We start from the raw sequence: 15,828 nt of genomic DNA, 5'->3' as shown, positions 1-15,828 counted from the left end.
AGCGTATTTTTCAAGGCATGTCAGGTCCATCTGCGGCTCCGCTGCTTCCTCAGGAGACGACGCTGTCCATCAGCGTGCCTGATCTCACCCTGCAACTTGCCAGAACCGGGCTGGGAGCCCCGGACCTGAGCAGCGCCATGCTGCCGGTGCTCTCGGCCCTGGTCAACCAGACGAGTGCCGAGGGCGCGGGCTACTTTCAGCTGGGCGAGCAGACTCTGGCGTATCACGCCCGCGCTGCCAGCGGGGTCATGCCGCAGGGCCCGGCCATGGAAGCGCTGCTCGCCCACGGCCTGCCAGGCAACCTGCCCCTGATCACGGCCCTGGAGGCGGCCGACAGCGTGCTGTTCTTCCCGGACACGGCCGCGCATCCGGCCGCCGCCGGTTTTCCGGAGCTGGGGGTCTGTGCGCTCACGGCCGCGCCCGTGCATGACCACAGCGGCCGGCTGGTGGGGGCGCTGCTCGCCCACGCCTTTCATCCGCACGAGTGGACCGGCGAGGAGCGGCTCCTGATCAGCAGTGTGACCGGCCTGCTGACCCTGCTCGCAGCCCGGCTGGACGCCGAGGAGCGCGAGCGCAGCGCCCACGAAAGTGCCCTGCGCGCCATGGGCCTGTCGCTGGAAGCGCGCGACGCCGAAACGCAGGGCCACACCGACCGGGTCACCCACCTGGCCGTGCGCTTGGGCGAGAAGATGGGTCTGGCCAAAGACGATCTGCGGGCCCTGCGCTGGGGCGCGTACTTGCATGACATCGGCAAGGTGGGCGTGCCGGATTCGATTCTGCTGCACACCGGCCCCCTGACCCCCGAGATGCGCGCCCGCATGGAAGAACATGTGGCGGACGGCGTGGCGCTGGCCCGGCAACTGCCCTTCCTGCCCACCGCCACCCTGAACGTCATTGCCGGACACCACGAGTGGTGGAATGGCGGGGGCTACCCCAAACGGCTCAGCGGCGAACAGATTCCTCTGCTGGCCCGCATCTTTGCCGTCTGTGACGTCTACGACGCCCTGACCAATGTGCGGCCCTACAAGCGCGCCTGGACCGTGGGCGAAACCCTGACCCACCTGCAGGCCGCCAGCGGTCAGCAGTTTGACCCACGGGTGATTGAGCTGCTGCTGGACGTGCTTGCCGAGGACCACCCGTTGTCCGAATCCGCCTGAGTGGTGGCCCGGGAGCATATGCAGCATCTTCTGAAGATTTGAAGGCGGAGCCACCCTGTTGAGTGGCCCCGCCTCTTCTGTCGCTTTGCTGCGCCTCAGCGGGGCAGCACGCTGGTTCCCATCAAGTGCTGGTCGATGGCCCGCGCCGCCTGCCGGCCTTCTCGGATGGCCCACACGACCAAGCTCTGTCCCCGGCGCATATCTCCGGCGGCGAACACACCCGGCAGGTTGGTGAGGTAGCCTCCCTCCTCCTCGGTGCCGGCCAGGGCGTTGCCCCGCGTGTCCTTCTCGATACCGAAGGCTTCCAGTACGCTGCCCACCGGGCTGACAAAGCCCATGGCCAGCAGCACCAGTTCGGCCTTGTGGATCTCCTCGCTGCCCTCGATTTCCTGCAGCTTGCCGTCAACCAGCTCGATGCGCACCGTCTTGACCCCCGTGAGCTTGCCCCCCTTGCCGATGAACTCCTTGGTGGCAATGGCAAATTCCCGGGTCACGCCCTCCTCGTGGCTGGAACTGGTCCGCAGCTTGAGCGGCCAGTACGGCCACACCAGCGGCTTGTTCTCGTGTTCGGGAGGCTGGGGCATCACCTCGAACTGGGTGACCGAGACGGCGCCGTGGCGGTTGCTGGTGCCCACGCAGTCGCTGCCGGTGTCGCCGCCGCCGATCACAACGACGTTTTTGCCATCCGCACGCAGTTGCTTCTTGAGCTTGTCGCCCGCATTCACCCGGTTCTGGCCCGGCAGGAACTCCATGGCAAAATGCACGCCGTCCAGGTCGCGCCCGGGCACCGGCAGGTCGCGCGGCTGTTCCGCACCGCCCGAGAGCAACACGGCGTCGAATTCGGCGCGCAGGTCCTCCGGCGTCACCGTGGTTCTGGCCAGGTTGGTCACCTTGCTGTCCTTGTCCCAGGTGCCCACCAGCACGCCGGTGCGGAAGGTCACGCCCTCGGCCTCCATCTGGGAGACGCGGCGATCAATGTGCTGCTTTTCCATCTTGAAATCGGGAATGCCGTAGCGCAACAGGCCGCCCACGCGGTCATTCTTCTCGAACACGGTCACGTCATGTCCGGCGCGGGCCAGCTGCTGCGCTGCGGCCAGACCCGCCGGTCCGCTGCCGACCACCGCGACCCGCTTGCCGGTCTTCACCTGCGGGGGTTGTGGCCGGACCCAGCCCTCCTGCCACGCCCGCTCGATGATGGCAAGCTCGATGGACTTGATGCCCACCGGATCATCGTTGATGTTCAGGGTGCACGCGGCCTCACACGGCGCGGGGCAGATGCGGCCCGTGAATTCGGGAAAGTTGTTGGTGCTGTGCAGCGTTTCAATGGCCGAGAGCCAGTCGTTCTCGTACACCAGATTGTTGAAGTCGGGAATGATGTTCCCCACCGGACAGCCGTTGTTGCAAAACGGAATGCCGCAGTCCATGCAGCGCACCGCCTGTTTCTGGGCCGCGTCGTTCGCCAGGGGCAGCACGAATTCGGCGTAGTTCTTGAGACGCACGTCGACGGGCTGGTACTTCTCCTTGACGCGGGGTTGTTCGAGGAAGCCGGTGATTTTGGACATGAAAGTCTCCGTGCAGGGGGATGGGTGAGTTCGGTAAGCGCGGGGGCGGACGACGGCGCGGAGGCCCTCGGCGTGCGCCGCCCCCCACGGCCTATTTGGTAAGGATTCCCTGCCCACCGGCGCGGCTGGGGCCGGCCTGCATGCTGGTGGTGTCGGCAGCCTGCACGGTTCCGGGAGCGGCCTTGCGGGCCGCCTGCTCCTTCAGGGCACGCTGGTATTCCAGGGGGAAGACCTTGACGAACTTCTTGCGGGCGTTGTCCCAGTCGTCGAGAATCTCGCTGGCGATGGCCGAGCCGGTCCAGCGGTGGTGGTCTTCGAGCATGGTCCTCAGCTGCGTCTCGTCGGCCTCGCCGCCATGCAGGCCCCCGGGCGCGGCACTCTGCATCTGCTCATCGGCAGGCTGCACCTTGTGCAGGCTGACCATGCTGTGGTTGCAGCGTTTCTCAAAGCTGCCGTCCTCGTCGTACACGTAGGCCACTCCGCCGCTCATGCCCGCCGCGAAGTTGCGCCCGGTCTTGCCCAGCACGACCACCGTGCCGCCGGTCATGTACTCGCAGCCGTGGTCGCCGGTGCCTTCCACCACGGTTTTGGCTCCGCTCAGGCGCACAGCGAAGCGCTCGCCCGCCACGCCCCGGAAGAAGGCTTCTCCGGAGGTCGCGCCGTACAGCACCGTGTTGCCCACAATGATGTTCTGGCGGGCGTCGCCCCGGAACTCGATGCTGGGGCGCACCACCACCCGGCCGCCGCTCAGGCCCTTGCCGGTGTAGTCGTTGGCATCGCCGATCAGGTACAGCGTGATTCCGGGAGCCAGGAACGCGCCGAAGCTCTGGCCGCCGGTGCCTTCCATCTGAACAAAGATCGTCTGGTCAGGCAGCCCTTCCGGGCGGGCGCGGATCAGTTCGCCCGAGAGCATCGCGCCCACCGTGCGGTTGACGTTCTTCACGTCCTGCAGGAAGTGAACCCGCTCGCCCTTCTCTATGGCCGGGCGGCACTTCTCGATCAGGCGCCGGTCCAGGGCGTTTTCCAGCCCGTGTTCCTGCACGCCCATGTGCCGCCGCGCCGCGTCCGAGGGTTCGGGGCGGTAGAACAGCCGGCTGAAGTCCAGCCCGCTCGCCTTCCAGTGGTCAATGCCGGCGCGGGTATCGAGCAGGTCAGCGCGTCCGATCAGTTCCTCGAAGGTGCGCACTCCCAGCGAGGCCATGATCGCGCGCACCTCCTCGGCCACAAAGAAGAAGTAGTTGATGACGTGTTCGGGCTTGCCGGTAAAGCGGGCGCGCAGGGCGGGGTCCTGGGTCGCCACGCCCACCGGGCAGGTGTTCAGGTGACACTTGCGCATCATGATGCAGCCCTGCACCACCAGCGGCGCGGTGGCGAACCCGAACTCGTCGGCACCCAGCAGGGCGGCAACCACCACGTCGCGCCCGGTCTTGAGCTGACCGTCGGTCTGCACGCGCACACGCTCGCGCAGGCGGTTCAGGACCAGCGTCTGCTGCGTCTCGGCCAAGCCGAGTTCCCACGGCGTGCCGGCGTGCTTGATGCTGCTCCACGGCGAGGCCCCGGTGCCGCCGTCGTGTCCGGCAATCACGAGGTGGTCGGCCTTGGCCTTGGCCACGCCCGCCGCGATGGTGCCCACGCCCACTTCCGAGACCAGTTTGACCGAGATGTCGGCGCGCGGGTTGACGTTCTTGAGGTCGTGGATCAGCTGCGCGAGGTCCTCAATGGAGTAGATGTCGTGGTGCGGCGGCGGGCTGATCAGACCCACGCCGGGCACGCTGTGGCGCAGGTAGCCGATGTACTCGCTGACCTTGCCGCCGGGCAGCTGACCTCCCTCACCGGGCTTGGCGCCCTGGGCCATCTTGATCTGGATCTGGTCGGCAGACGTCAGGTAGCCGGTGGTGACGCCAAAGCGCCCGGAAGCCACCTGCTTGATCTTGCTGCGCAGAGAATCGCCGGGTTGCAGCGGGTAATCAACCTCAACGCGGCTCTGGCCGATGATGCCGGCCAGGGTCTCGCCCTCGCCCAGCGTCTCGCCGCGCATCTCGCGCTCGTAGCGGGCCGGGTCCTCGCCGCCCTCGCCGGTGTTGCTCTTGCCGCCGATGCGGTTCATGGCCACGGCCAGCGTGGTGTGCGCCTCGGTGGAGATGCTGCCCAGCGACATGGCCCCGGTGGCAAAGCGTTTGACGATCTCGGCGGCGCTCTCCACTTCCTCCAGCGGCACGGGCGACACGCCCTCGGTCCGGAAATCGAACAGCCCGCGCAGGGTCATGTGCCGCTTGCTCTGGTCGTTGATGATGCGGGCGTATTCCTCGTAGGTGCTGTACGAGCCGCTGCGGGTGGCGTGCTGCAGCTTGGCGATGGCGTCGGGCGTCCACATGTGCTCCTCGCCGCGCACCCGCCACGCGTACTCACCCCCGGCGTCCAGGCTGCGGGCGAGCAGCGGGTCGTCGCTGAAGGCCGCCGCGTGGGTCCGCAGGGCTTCCTCGGCCACCTCGAAGATGCCGATGCCGCCCACCTGGGTGGACGTACCGCGGAAGTACTTCTCGATGAACTCGCTCTGCAGCCCCACCGCCTCGAACAGCTGCGCGCCGCAGTACGACATGTAGGTGCTCACGCCCATCTTGGACATGATCTTGCTCAGGCCCTTGCCGATGGCCTTGATGTAGTTGCGCATGGCCTTGTCCGGCGCGAGGTCGTTCAGGCGCGGCATGCCGGGCACCTCGGTGTGCAGGTCCAGCAGCGTCTCCAGGGCCAGGTACGGGTGGATGGCCTCCGCGCCGTATCCCGCCAGCGCAGCAAAGTGATGCACCTCGCGGGCGTCGCCGGTCTCGACGACCAGCCCGACCTTCATGCGCAGCCCCGCCTTGACCAGATGGTGGTGCACGCTGGACAGCGCGAGCAGCGCCGGAATCGCCACCCGCTCGCGGTCCAGCCGGCGGTCGGAGATGATGATGATGTTGTGCCCACCCTCGATGGCGTCCACCGCCCGGGCATTGATGGTCGCGAGCTTGGCCTCGACGCCGCGCGCTCCCCACTCGGCGGGATACGTGATGTCCAGGTCGTAGGCGCTGAACTTGCCGCGCGTGTGTTCATGGATGGCGCGGACGCGGGCCATGTCGTCGAAATCCAGAATCGGCTGCTCGACCTCCAGGCGCATCTGGGGGTTGACCGCATTGATGTCCAGCAGGTTGGGGCGCGGTCCCACGAAGGACACCAAGCTCATGACCACCGATTCGCGAATCGGGTCAATGGGCGGGTTGGTCACCTGGGCGAACAGCTGCCGGAAGTACGAGTACAGCGGCTTGTTGCGCGAGGACAGCACCGCCAGCGGCGAATCGTTGCCCATCGAGCCGATGCCTTCCTCACCGCTTTTCGCCATCGGGCCCATCAGGAACTTGAGGTCCTCCTGGGTGTAGCCGAAGGCCTGCTGGCGGTCGAGCAGCGTCTCGCTGAAGCTGTCCACCGTGCCGGTCTGTTCCGCGTCGGCCAGCGGCACGCGGGTGTTGTCCACCCACTGCCGGTACGGCTTGGCCGAGGCGTACTGCATCTTGAGTTCCTCGTCCTCGATGATGCGCCCGGCCTCCAGATCGATCATGAACATCTTGCCCGGCTGCAGGCGCCACTTCTTGACGATGCGGCTTTCTGGAATCGGCAGCACGCCGGACTCGGACGCCAGAATCACGAGGTCGTCACGGGTCTGCACGTAGCGCGCCGGACGCAGGCCGTTGCGGTCCAGCGTGGCCCCCACCTGCCGTCCGTCGGTAAAGACCATCGCGGCCGGGCCGTCCCAGGGCTCCATCAGGGCCGCGTGGTACTCGTAGAAAGCGCGGCGGCGGTCGTCGAGCAGGGTGTTCTGTTCCCAGGCCTCGGGAATCATCATCATGGCGGCATGCGCCATGGGGTAGCCCGCCAGGGTCAGCAGTTCCAGCGCGTTGTCGAAGGTGGCCGTATCGGACTCGCCCTCGAAGGACACCGGGTAGATCTTCTTCAGGTCGTCGCCCAGCACCGGCGAGGACATGATGCCCTCGCGCGCACGCATCCAGTTGAAGTTGCCCTTGACGGTGTTGATCTCGCCGTTGTGGGCCACCATGCGGTAGGGGTGGGCCAGCGGCCACTCGGGAAAGGTGTTGGTGGAAAACCGCTGGTGAACCAGCGCCAGCGCCGAGGCCACCGCCGGGTTCTGAAGGTCCAGGTAGTACTCGCCGACCTGCGTGGCGAGCAGCAGACCCTTGTAAATCACCGTGCGGCACGACATGCTCGGCACGTAGTATTCCGCGCCGTGCGTGAAGTTCAGCGCGCGGATGGCGTTGCTCGCCCGGCGGCGGATCACGTACAGCTTGCGCTCCAGCGCGTCGGGCACCAGCGTGTCGGGGCCGGCCCCGATGAACACCTGCCGGATCACCGGCTCTTTGGCCCGCACCGCCGGGCTCATGGGCATCTCGTGGCTGACCGGCACGTCGCGCCAGCCCAGCACCAGCTGACCCTCGGCCAGAATGGCGCGCTCCAGTTCCTGCTCGCAGGCCCGGCGCGAGGCGATCTCCTTGGGCAGGAAGATCATGCCGACGCCGTAGTCTCCGGCGGGGGGCAGGGTCACTCCCTGCCCTTCCATCTCGGCGCGGTAGAAGGCGTCGGGAATCTGGATTAGGATGCCCGCACCGTCCCCCATCAGGTGATCGGCGCCCACCGCGCCCCGGTGGTCGAGGTTTTCCAGGATCTTGAGGCCCTGCTGAATGATCGAGTGCTGCTTGTGGCCCTTGATGTGCGCCACAAAGCCCACGCCACAGGCGTCGTGCTCTCGGCCGGTATACAGGCCACCCGCCTGTGCCCGCTGTATTTCTTCACGGGTGGTGTGCATAGGCAGGGCCTGCAAGGGGGAGTCGGGGTGGAACGGGGCCGGAGTCACCCGGTCAGTCTTTTTCTGCATGTGGACACTCCCATCACGGTGAAATCCGCCCAAGCTGACGCATGCGGGCCGCTGAATTCACCATACCCAAAATGCACATTCATGCAGGAGCGTTGTTTATAACGCTCCTGGAACACAATTCTGGGAAAGACGGAAGTGCGGGCAGGGGTGGCCTGCGGGGTCTTACACCTCGCCGCCGTACTCGCCGCGCGCCGGATAATCCTTTTGCAGCGCGAAGTCTACGGCGGCGAGCAGGTCGCTGAAGGCGGGGCGGGCGAACGGCATGGTCTGGACCGAGCCGTAGTACAGCGTGCCGTCCGGGCGCACCAGAAAGACGCCGGGCTCGCTGAACAGGGCCGGTTCCTCCAGACCGGTCGAGGTCACGCCGCGCGAGGTGCTGATAAACAGGCCCCACTGCCGCGCCGTTTCCAGGGACAGCCCATACCCGAACTCCAGGCCTTTGCCCCCCACTTTCTCGGCCATCTGGCGCGCGCGGTCTTCCCCATCGCTGCTGAGCGCCAGCAGGCGGACACCCCGCCCGGCAAACTGCTCCGAGAGCCGCTCGAGTTCCAGCAGATACTTCGCGCAGATCGGGCAGTGCAGGCCCCGGTAGAACACGATCAGATCAAAATTGTCACCTGGATTCTGCCCGAGCACGTACCGCCCGCCAGAGACCAGCGGAACGTCCAGGGCAGGCACCGGCTGGCGGGGCATCAGGGCGGCGGGAGCAATGAGGGATGCAGCAGAGGTCATTCGGGAATTAGAACAGATTTTCGGAGCCATGTCATCAAGGATTAAAGTACTTTGAAAAATCAATTTACCAGAAGTTCCGGGGCAGGAACGGCACCCACCCGCAGATCAGCCGCCACGACCGCCTACAATTCGCTCATGTCCCTCCCTGCGACCACCGCCGACGCTCTGGTCATCGGGGCCGGAATCATGGGCGCGGCCTGCGCCGCCCGCCTGAGTGAGCGTGGCCTGCGGGTCACGCTCCTCGAAGCCCAGGCGAGCCCCGCGCTGGGCTCCACAGGACGCAGCGCGGCGGGCGTGCGTACCCAGTTCACGTCCGCGACGAACATCCTGCTGTCCCAGCACAGCGTCGCCGAATACGCGGCCCTGCCCCAGGCGGAATACCGGCCCATCGGGTACCTGCTGCTCGTGCCGCAGACCGGATGGAAGGCCCACGCAGCGGGAGTGGAGCGTCAGCAGGCTCTGGGGGCACCGACCCAGGTGCTCACCCCGCACGAGGCGCAGGCCATCCTGGAATTCGATACAGACGGCATCCACGCCTGCACCTTCGGGCCGGCGGACGGCGTGGTCGACCCGCACGGCATCACCTACGCCTTTTTAGAACAGGCGCGGGCGGGCGGGGCGGCGCTGCACCTGAACACACCGGTAACCGCTCTGGAGCGGCGCGGCGAGGACTGGCACGCCACCACCCCGGCGGGAACCTTCCAGGCCCCGCTGCTGATCAACGCCTCCGGGGCGTGGTCCGGGGAGCTCGCGGCGCTGGCGGGTTTTACCCTGCCGGTCTGGCCCGCCCGGCGCATGGTCTACGCCACCGGTCCCCTGCCGCGGCCGCGTGCCGTGCCCATGACCTTCGACCTGAGCAGCGGCGTGTGGCTGCGCTCGGAAGGACAGCGGGTCATCCTGGGCCGCGCCGACCCCGCCGACCGTGGCTGGCGCGAAGGCCTGAACTGGGACTGGCTGCCCGAGACGCTGGAACCCGCCCTGGAGCGTTTTCCGTGGCTGGCCGACGCGGGGCTGGACCGCCATGCCAGCTGGTGGGGGTACTACGAGATGACCCCGGACGAACTGCCCATCGTGGGCCGCATGCCGGGCGTACCCGGCTGGCTCAACGCCTGCGGCTTTTCCGGCCACGGGGTGATGCAGGCCGCCGCAGTGGGCCGGGTGACCGCGCAGGAGGCCCTGGGCGAGCCGCCGTTCATCAATGTGGACTCCCTGCGCTTCGAACGCTTCGGGCGCGCGGAGGCCGGGGTCCGGGACATTCAGGTCTGAGCGGGGGTCAGCGTGAGCAGGGTCAGTTCGGGGGCACACAGGTTGCGCAGCGGCACGCCGCTGAGGCCCAGACCCCGGCTGACATATCCGGGCGTGTCGTGCGCGCCCATGACCCAGCCCATCGCGTAGCGCTGACCGTAGCGGCTGGGCACCACCGGAGCGCCGAGCAGCGGCACACGAATCTGGCCGCCGTGGGTGTGTCCGCTGAGCACCAGACCCACGTGCTGAGGCAGCTTGGGCAGCAGATCGGGGTTGTGGCTGACAAGCACGGTGGCGCGCTTCCCCGCTCCGGCCAGGGCGGCGGCCACATCGGGAGTTCCATGAATCAAATCATCCACGCCGCCCAGATACACATCGTCCCGGACGGCGCGGCCCTCGTTACGCAAAATGGTGATGCCTGCCTGCAGATAGGCCTGCCGCAACGCCTCCCGGCGGGCGGCCCAGCCGGGACGGGACCGACTCAGGCGGCTGGCCTGACCAAAGTTGTCGCAATCGTGATTGCCCCACACGCCAAAGACCCCCAGCGGCGCACGCAGGCGACCCAGCTCTGCCAGCAGCTCAGACGGCGGACCAGCCGCGCGGCGGTCCAGCTGGTCGCCGCCCAGCACGATCAGGTCGGGGCGCAGGGCAGTCGCCGCATCCACCCAGGTCCGCACGCTGCCCGGGCCGATGAACAGCCCGTAATGCAGATCGGTCAGGAAGGCGACCCGCAGGGGCCGGGTCAGGCCCCCCAGCGGCGGGCGGCGGAACGTGACCTCGAAGCGGTACGCCTGCGCCACTCCCAGGCCGCCCAGCGCTGCCACGCCCAGACCGCCGCCCAGCAGGCCGCGCAGCACGCCGCGGCGGGTGAAGTGGGGGGAAGGGGAAAACGCCATGTCCGGCCAGCCTACCCCGTGCGCCGGTAAGGGCGCTTCCATCCTTTGATGCAGCCGGGGCCGGTAGACTCCCCCCATGAACGCCGACACCGACAACCTGCTTGTAATCGATGTGCTCGATGAGGACGTGGGCCTGGCCGACGTGGAGGACCTGCGGGGCCGGACCTTCCAGCTGCCCGCCGAATGGCTGCCCGGGGCGGCGGACGGCGCCGCGTACCGGGTCACGGGCCACGCCGGCACACTGACCTTTACCCCCGACCCGGACGGCGCCCGCACCCTGCGCGAACGCAGCAAGCAGACCCTGCTGGACTTCAGCGACGAGCCTGCCCCGGATGGAGAGAGGTGACTGCTCAGGCCCTGGGCCGGCAGATCGTGGTGATTCCCGACCTGCACGGCCGCCCCGATCTGCTGGACGCCGCCATACGGCAGTTTCCGCAGGCCCATTTCGTGAGTCTGGGCGACGCCATTGACCGCGGGCCTAACAGCCTGCGGGCCGTGGAGACCTTGCTCACCCTGCAGGCCGAGGGCCGCGCGACGCTGCTGATGGGCAACCACGAGCGCATGGCCCAGGAGGGCCTGAAATGGTACCGCCGTTATCAGGGCACCCACGACCTGGGGGATTACCGCAAGGCCATGGAAGGCTACCGCTGGTGGATGCAGGCGGGCGGCGAGAGCGTGCGCCACGAGGCGGGCGGCCTGACCCTGGAGCGGTTTCCGGAACTGCTCGAGACCTACCTGCAGGACCTGCGCCGGGTGGTATACGTCACCGCCGACGGAGCCATTCACGACGCCGCGCCGCAGGAGCCCAGCGTGCTGATCTCACACGCCGCGCCCCCGGTCAGCCACCCGCAGCACCCCAATCCTGAGTCGGCGGCGCTGTGGCTGCGACCCTTTGAGGGCCCGTTCTCCATGGCCGCGGGCGTGGAATACAGCATTCACGGCCACACACCGGTGCCCGTCCCCACGCGCCTGGGCCGACACCTGTACATCGACCTGGGGGCCTACGAGACCGGCCGGCTGGCCGTGGCCGACCTGCGGCTGAACGGTCCCCCTGAGGTCACGGTGCTGTGCGGACGCGGTGAGCCCGGACGGGGCCGTCGCTACACCCGTTTCGGTGAGCCGCTGCCGGTGCGGGCGGTGGATCTGCCCGGCGCTCCCCTGCGCTGAGCGGGTTGGCTTCCGGCCCCCCCCCACACGGCCAAGGTCTCCTCAAGCTCTGCTGCGGATTGTCCCAACGTCCCCTCTGTGATGGCTCAATCCGGGTGTCATCCACACTCCGCCGCCTCCCGGCACACTGGAGCCATGGAACTGATTGTGCTGATGGCGGCCGCGACCCTGCTGATCATGCTGCTCAGCTTTTTCTCGCTGACACGTGAGGACCGCGACATCAACCGCGAGTACCTGGACCTGCTCGCCCAGGAGGCCGCCGTTCGGGAACAGCCGGTCGCCAGCCCAGCGCCCCGTCTGGGCCGTCAGCACGCCCACGGGTGAGGTCCAGTCGGGCTGTCTTCGGCTCCAGCCATACCCACCCCCGAGCTTCAGCACATCAGATAGGCCCCCGGAAACGGGGGCCTGAACCATGGTGTACGAGAACTGAGGAAGGCCGCTGCCCAGCGGCGAACGCTCAGCCCTCCTCGTATTCCAGATAGGTGTAGCCCAGCAGCTCCTCACCGTAGTCTTCGAGCAGTTCGTTCTCCTGCTCGCCGGTCAGGATGCCCAGCTTGATGGCGGCGTCGGCCTGATCCTCGATGGCGTCGCGCAGCATGGGTTCCTCGTAGCCCATTGATTCGATCATGCGCCGGGCCTTCTGGCCGCGCACGAACAGGTCGATGTGGAACTTGCCGCCGGGCCGCACCGTGACGTGCGCCTCGCTGACCTTGCCGAACAGGTTGTGGGCGCTGCCCAGCACATCCTGATACGCGCCCATCAGGAAGGTGCCCAGGTAGTACGGCTCGGTGCCCGGCTCGTGCAGCGGAAGGGTGGATTTCACGTCCCGCAGATCGATGAATTTCTCTATCTTGCCGTCCGAGTCGCAGGTGATGTCCACGATGGTCGCCTGCCGGGTGGGTTTCTCGCTCAGGCGGTCGAGCGGCACGATCGGAAACAGCGCCTGGATGGCCCAGTTGTCGGGCAGGCTCTGGAACAGGCTGAAGTTGCAGATGAACTTGTCGGCCAGGACCTTCTGCAGGTCTTCGAGTTCGTCGGGCACGTACTTCTCGCTCTGGATCAGCTTGGCGATGCGGCGCAGGATGGCGTTGAACAGCGCCTCGCCGCGCGCCCGGTCCGAGAGGTTGACGTAGCCCAGATCAAAGAGGTTGTGCAGCGTCTGCTTGTCGCCCACCGCGTCGTTGTAGGACTCGCGGTAGTTGCGCAGCGTGATGTTGCTCAGGATGTCTTCCATGTCCTTGACGATCTGGTGGCTGCCCTCGTCGGCCGGGGCGAGGTCCTCCAGGTCGCGGGTGGGGCCGGTCACGTCCACCACCGGCATGATCAGCACCGCGTGGTGGGCGGTCAGGGCGCGCCCCGACTCGCTGATGATCACGGGTTCGGGCACCTCGCGCGCCTTGCACACCTCCTGAATGGTGTACACGATGTCGGCGGCGTACTCGCGCACGGTATAGTTCATGGAGGCATAGAAGGTGGTCTTGGAACCGTCGTAGTCCACGCCCAGGCCGCCGCCCACGTTCAGGTACTTGAGCTGTGCGCCCGCCGCGATCAGGCCCGCATACGTCTGGGTGGCCTCGCGGACCGCCACCTTGACCCGGCGGATGTCGGTGATCTGCGAACCGATGTGGGTGTGCAGCATCACCAGGCTGTCCAGCATGTCCTCTTCCTTGAGGCGCTCGACGACCCGCAGCAACTCGTAGGCGTTCAGACCGAACTTGGCCTGATCCCCGCCCGACTCCTCCCACTGCCCGGAGCCGCGTGCGTGCAACTTGAAGCGCACGCCGATGGCGGGCCGCACACCCAGAATCTTGGCCTGCTTGAGAATCCGGTCCAACTCGCTGAACTTCTCGATGGTGATGACCACGTTCTTGCCCAGCGTGCGGCCCCACAGGGCCAGCTTGATAAAGCCGTCGTCCTTGAACCCGTTGCAGCACAGCAGCGCGTCGGGGTGCATGCGCTGGGCCAGGCACAGGGCCAGCTCGGCCTTGCTGCCGGCTTCCAGGCCGTGCGCGTAGTCATAGCCGGCGGCGGCGATGGACTCCACCACCACGCGGCGCTGGTTGACCTTGATGGGAAATACACCCTGATAGTGGTTGCCGTACCCGTACTCGGTGATGGCATTCTGGAAAGACTCGTTCAGATGCCGGACCCGCCCGGTGATGACCTGGGGAAAACGCAGGATGACCGGCAGACTTTCGCCGCGCTCCACAATCTCATCGACAATGGTGCGCAGCGGCGCATGCAGTCCGGGGCCGGGCGTCACTTCCATCTGGCCTTTGTCAGAAACACGGAACCAGCCGCCGCTCCAGTTGGGGACCTGGTACAGTTCGGCGGCGTCGGCGGTAGAAAAGGGGGGTTTACTGATCGTCACGTTCGGGCGTCCTCCTCCGTCAGATGGCTCCCCTTGGGGGGCCGTGGACAGGCTCGCCGTGCGCGGGGTTCGGAGCAGACTGGGGTGCGCTCACGGACGCCGTGCGAAACCGGGGCGCATGATACGGCAAAGCGCGGATCAAGAGTGTCAGAGAGTCCGGTTTATGCCCTCTGCCGCAAGGGCCAGCGCCCGCAGCGCCGCGTGGGGGGCGGCACGCGTCGGGGCTGGATCACGTCAGCCCGAAAAGAAAGCGGTCCAGGCGTGATGTAGTACCAGCTCAGCCCGTCCACCCCATCCAGGCCCAGCGGCGCGGCCTGCGCACTGATCTGGGGAGCATTGCGCCTCTGTCATCCGGCATGAAAAAAGCGCCCACCTGTTGGGGTGGGCGCTTCTCTTTTCTGGCGGTCCGGACGGGATTTGAACCCGCGACCTTCTGCGTGACAGGCAGATATGCTAACCGCTACACTACCGGACCAGCGGAAAGAAGATTAAGGGTCCGGGCATCAGAAGTCAAGCCGCCACGCCGGATCTGCGTGGGCGTTACGCTGGGCCGCATGACAGGCAGCGGCAGGGTGGTGTTCACGCGGGGCGGAATGGACGAGAGCGCTCACACGGTCCACGTGGCGGTGGTGGACGGTTCAGGCCGGCAGGTGGCCGCGTGCGGTGACGGCGGTCTGGTGACCTTTCCGCGCAGCAGCAGCAAGCCGGTGCAGGCGCTGCCGCTGGCCCTGGCCGCTCCCGAGCTGCCGGCCGACGAACTCGCCGTCGCGTGCGCGAGCCACGCGGGCACCCCCGAACATCTGGCGGTGGTGGAGAGGCTGCTCGCCCGGTCGGGCAGCACAGTGAACGATCTGCGCTGCGGCACCCACCCCCCTTTCGACCCTGACGCGGCGGCCGCCCTGATCCGCCGCGGCGAACGCCCCACGTCCCTGCACCACAACTGCTCGGGCAAGCACGCCGGGATGCTGCTCGCGTGCGCCCTGAACGGGTGGCCGCGCGACGGGTATACCGACCCGGGCCACCCGCTGCAACGCCGCATCCGCGCCCTGCATGCCGAGCTGGGCCAGGCAGAGCTGCAGCAGGTGGTGGTGGGCACCGATGGCTGCAGCGTCCCGGCCTTCGCACTGCCGCTGCACGCCGCTGCCCGCACCTTCGCGGCGCTGGCCCAGCCCTCGGGCGAGTATGCCGGAGCGCTGGAACGCATCTTCAGGGCCATGACCGCCCACCCCTTTCTGGTCGCCGGACCCGGACGGCTGGACACCACGTTGATGCCCCTGGTGCCCGGTCTGGTGGCCAAGATGGGGGCCGAGGCGTTCTACGGCCTGGGGCTGCGAAGCACGCCCCACGGCCCACTGGGCGTGGCCTTCAAGATCATGGACGGCGGCGAACGGGCGCGGCCCCATGTGGCGCTGGCCGTGCTGGAGGCGCTGGGGATCCCTGTCACGCCGGAGATGCGCGCCCTGGCCCCTGCCCCCCTCCACAACTGGGCTGGCCGTGAGGTGGGGACGGTGCGGGTGGAACTCCAGCTGAGAGAGGTGTAGGAGGCGGGAAGCGCCGCACCTGCGGGACAGAAGTGGACTCCGGGGGGCTGGGCTGCAGTGCCGACTGTGGTCACCCGGCCCACCCCACCGTTATGCAGCCGGCTCCCGGATCCGGCTGTAAATCTCCGCGCTGAGACGGGACTTTTCAGGCCACCCGGGTAGAGGGTTCAAGGTAATGACGCGTTGTAGCGGTGGAGAAAGAGCCAGATCAGCAGCTCCAGATTGGCTTGCTTGCG

General features: G+C 67.4%; 11 protein-coding genes and 1 tRNA gene. 6 read left to right on the top strand and 6 right to left on the bottom strand.

Annotated elements, in window-relative coordinates:
• The first annotated feature begins 17 nt into the window (after window positions 1-17).
• Complete coding sequence (locus IEY21_RS12715) at window positions 18-1,157, top strand: HD-GYP domain-containing protein (protein ID WP_188904726.1); 1,140 nt, start codon at window positions 18-20, stop codon at window positions 1,155-1,157.
• Window positions 1,158-1,252: 95 nt separating this feature from the next.
• On the opposite strand, the gene IEY21_RS12710 is transcribed toward IEY21_RS12715, so the two are convergent.
• The 3 genes from IEY21_RS12710 to IEY21_RS12700 all read right to left on the bottom strand — a co-directional run bounded on the left by IEY21_RS12710 (window position 1,253) and on the right by IEY21_RS12700 (window position 8,372).
• Window positions 1,253-2,719 (bottom strand): glutamate synthase subunit beta, encoded by a 1,467-nt coding sequence (locus IEY21_RS12710; protein ID WP_188904725.1) that lies wholly within the window; start codon window positions 2,717-2,719, stop codon window positions 1,253-1,255.
• Between the two features lie 91 nt (window positions 2,720-2,810).
• Window positions 2,811-7,571, bottom strand: coding sequence for a glutamate synthase-related protein (locus IEY21_RS12705; RefSeq protein WP_188904756.1), 4,761 nt, complete (start codon window positions 7,569-7,571; stop codon window positions 2,811-2,813).
• 231 nt (window positions 7,572-7,802) lie between these two features.
• A complete protein-coding gene (locus tag IEY21_RS12700; protein ID WP_188904724.1) occupies window positions 7,803-8,372 on the bottom strand; it encodes a peroxiredoxin-like family protein in 570 nt (189 codons plus the stop codon).
• Window positions 8,373-8,507: 135 nt separating this feature from the next.
• Here IEY21_RS12700 and IEY21_RS12695 point away from each other — a divergent pair, with 135 nt between their 5' ends.
• Complete coding sequence (locus IEY21_RS12695) at window positions 8,508-9,638, top strand: NAD(P)/FAD-dependent oxidoreductase (protein WP_188904723.1); 1,131 nt, start codon at window positions 8,508-8,510, stop codon at window positions 9,636-9,638.
• Here the strand turns inward: IEY21_RS12695 and IEY21_RS12690 are convergent.
• Window positions 9,629-10,513: a metallophosphoesterase gene (locus IEY21_RS12690; RefSeq protein ID WP_188904722.1), complete on the bottom strand. Its 885-nt coding sequence runs from the start codon at window positions 10,511-10,513 to the stop codon at window positions 9,629-9,631. The two genes, IEY21_RS12695 and IEY21_RS12690, sit on opposite strands and share 10 nt — an antisense overlap.
• A 76-nt stretch (window positions 10,514-10,589) precedes the next feature.
• On the opposite strand from IEY21_RS12690, the gene IEY21_RS12685 reads away from it, so the two are divergent.
• From IEY21_RS12685 to IEY21_RS12675, 3 genes are all read left to right on the top strand, one after another.
• Complete coding sequence (locus IEY21_RS12685) at window positions 10,590-10,859, top strand: hypothetical protein (RefSeq protein ID WP_188904721.1); 270 nt, start codon at window positions 10,590-10,592, stop codon at window positions 10,857-10,859.
• Window positions 10,856-11,680, top strand: coding sequence for a metallophosphoesterase (locus tag IEY21_RS12680; RefSeq protein WP_229753084.1), 825 nt, complete (start codon window positions 10,856-10,858; stop codon window positions 11,678-11,680). Before IEY21_RS12685 ends, IEY21_RS12680 begins: the two co-directional genes overlap by 4 nt.
• 135 nt (window positions 11,681-11,815) lie before the next feature.
• Window positions 11,816-12,004: a hypothetical protein gene (locus IEY21_RS12675; protein WP_188904720.1), complete on the top strand. Its 189-nt coding sequence runs from the start codon at window positions 11,816-11,818 to the stop codon at window positions 12,002-12,004.
• Window positions 12,005-12,137: 133 nt separating this feature from the next.
• Here the strand turns inward: IEY21_RS12675 and speA are convergent, their stop codons facing one another.
• Both speA and IEY21_RS12665 read right to left on the bottom strand, forming a co-directional pair.
• On the bottom strand, window positions 12,138-14,051 hold the full coding sequence (gene speA / locus IEY21_RS12670) for a biosynthetic arginine decarboxylase (protein WP_373290514.1): 1,914 nt from the start codon (window positions 14,049-14,051) through the stop codon (window positions 12,138-12,140).
• Window positions 14,052-14,450: 399 nt separating this feature from the next.
• Window positions 14,451-14,526, bottom strand: a tRNA-Asp gene (locus IEY21_RS12665).
• Between the two features lie 79 nt (window positions 14,527-14,605).
• Here IEY21_RS12665 and IEY21_RS12660 point away from each other — a divergent pair.
• Window positions 14,606-15,592, top strand: a complete 987-nt coding sequence (locus IEY21_RS12660) for an asparaginase (RefSeq protein ID WP_188904719.1) — start codon at window positions 14,606-14,608, stop codon at window positions 15,590-15,592.
• The last annotated feature ends 236 nt before the right edge of the window (window positions 15,593-15,828 follow it).

Source organism: Deinococcus aerophilus, from assembly GCF_014647075.1.
GTDB lineage: Bacteria > Deinococcota > Deinococci > Deinococcales > Deinococcaceae > Deinococcus > Deinococcus aerophilus.
This window is presented reverse-complemented; position numbering and strand designations above follow the sequence as displayed.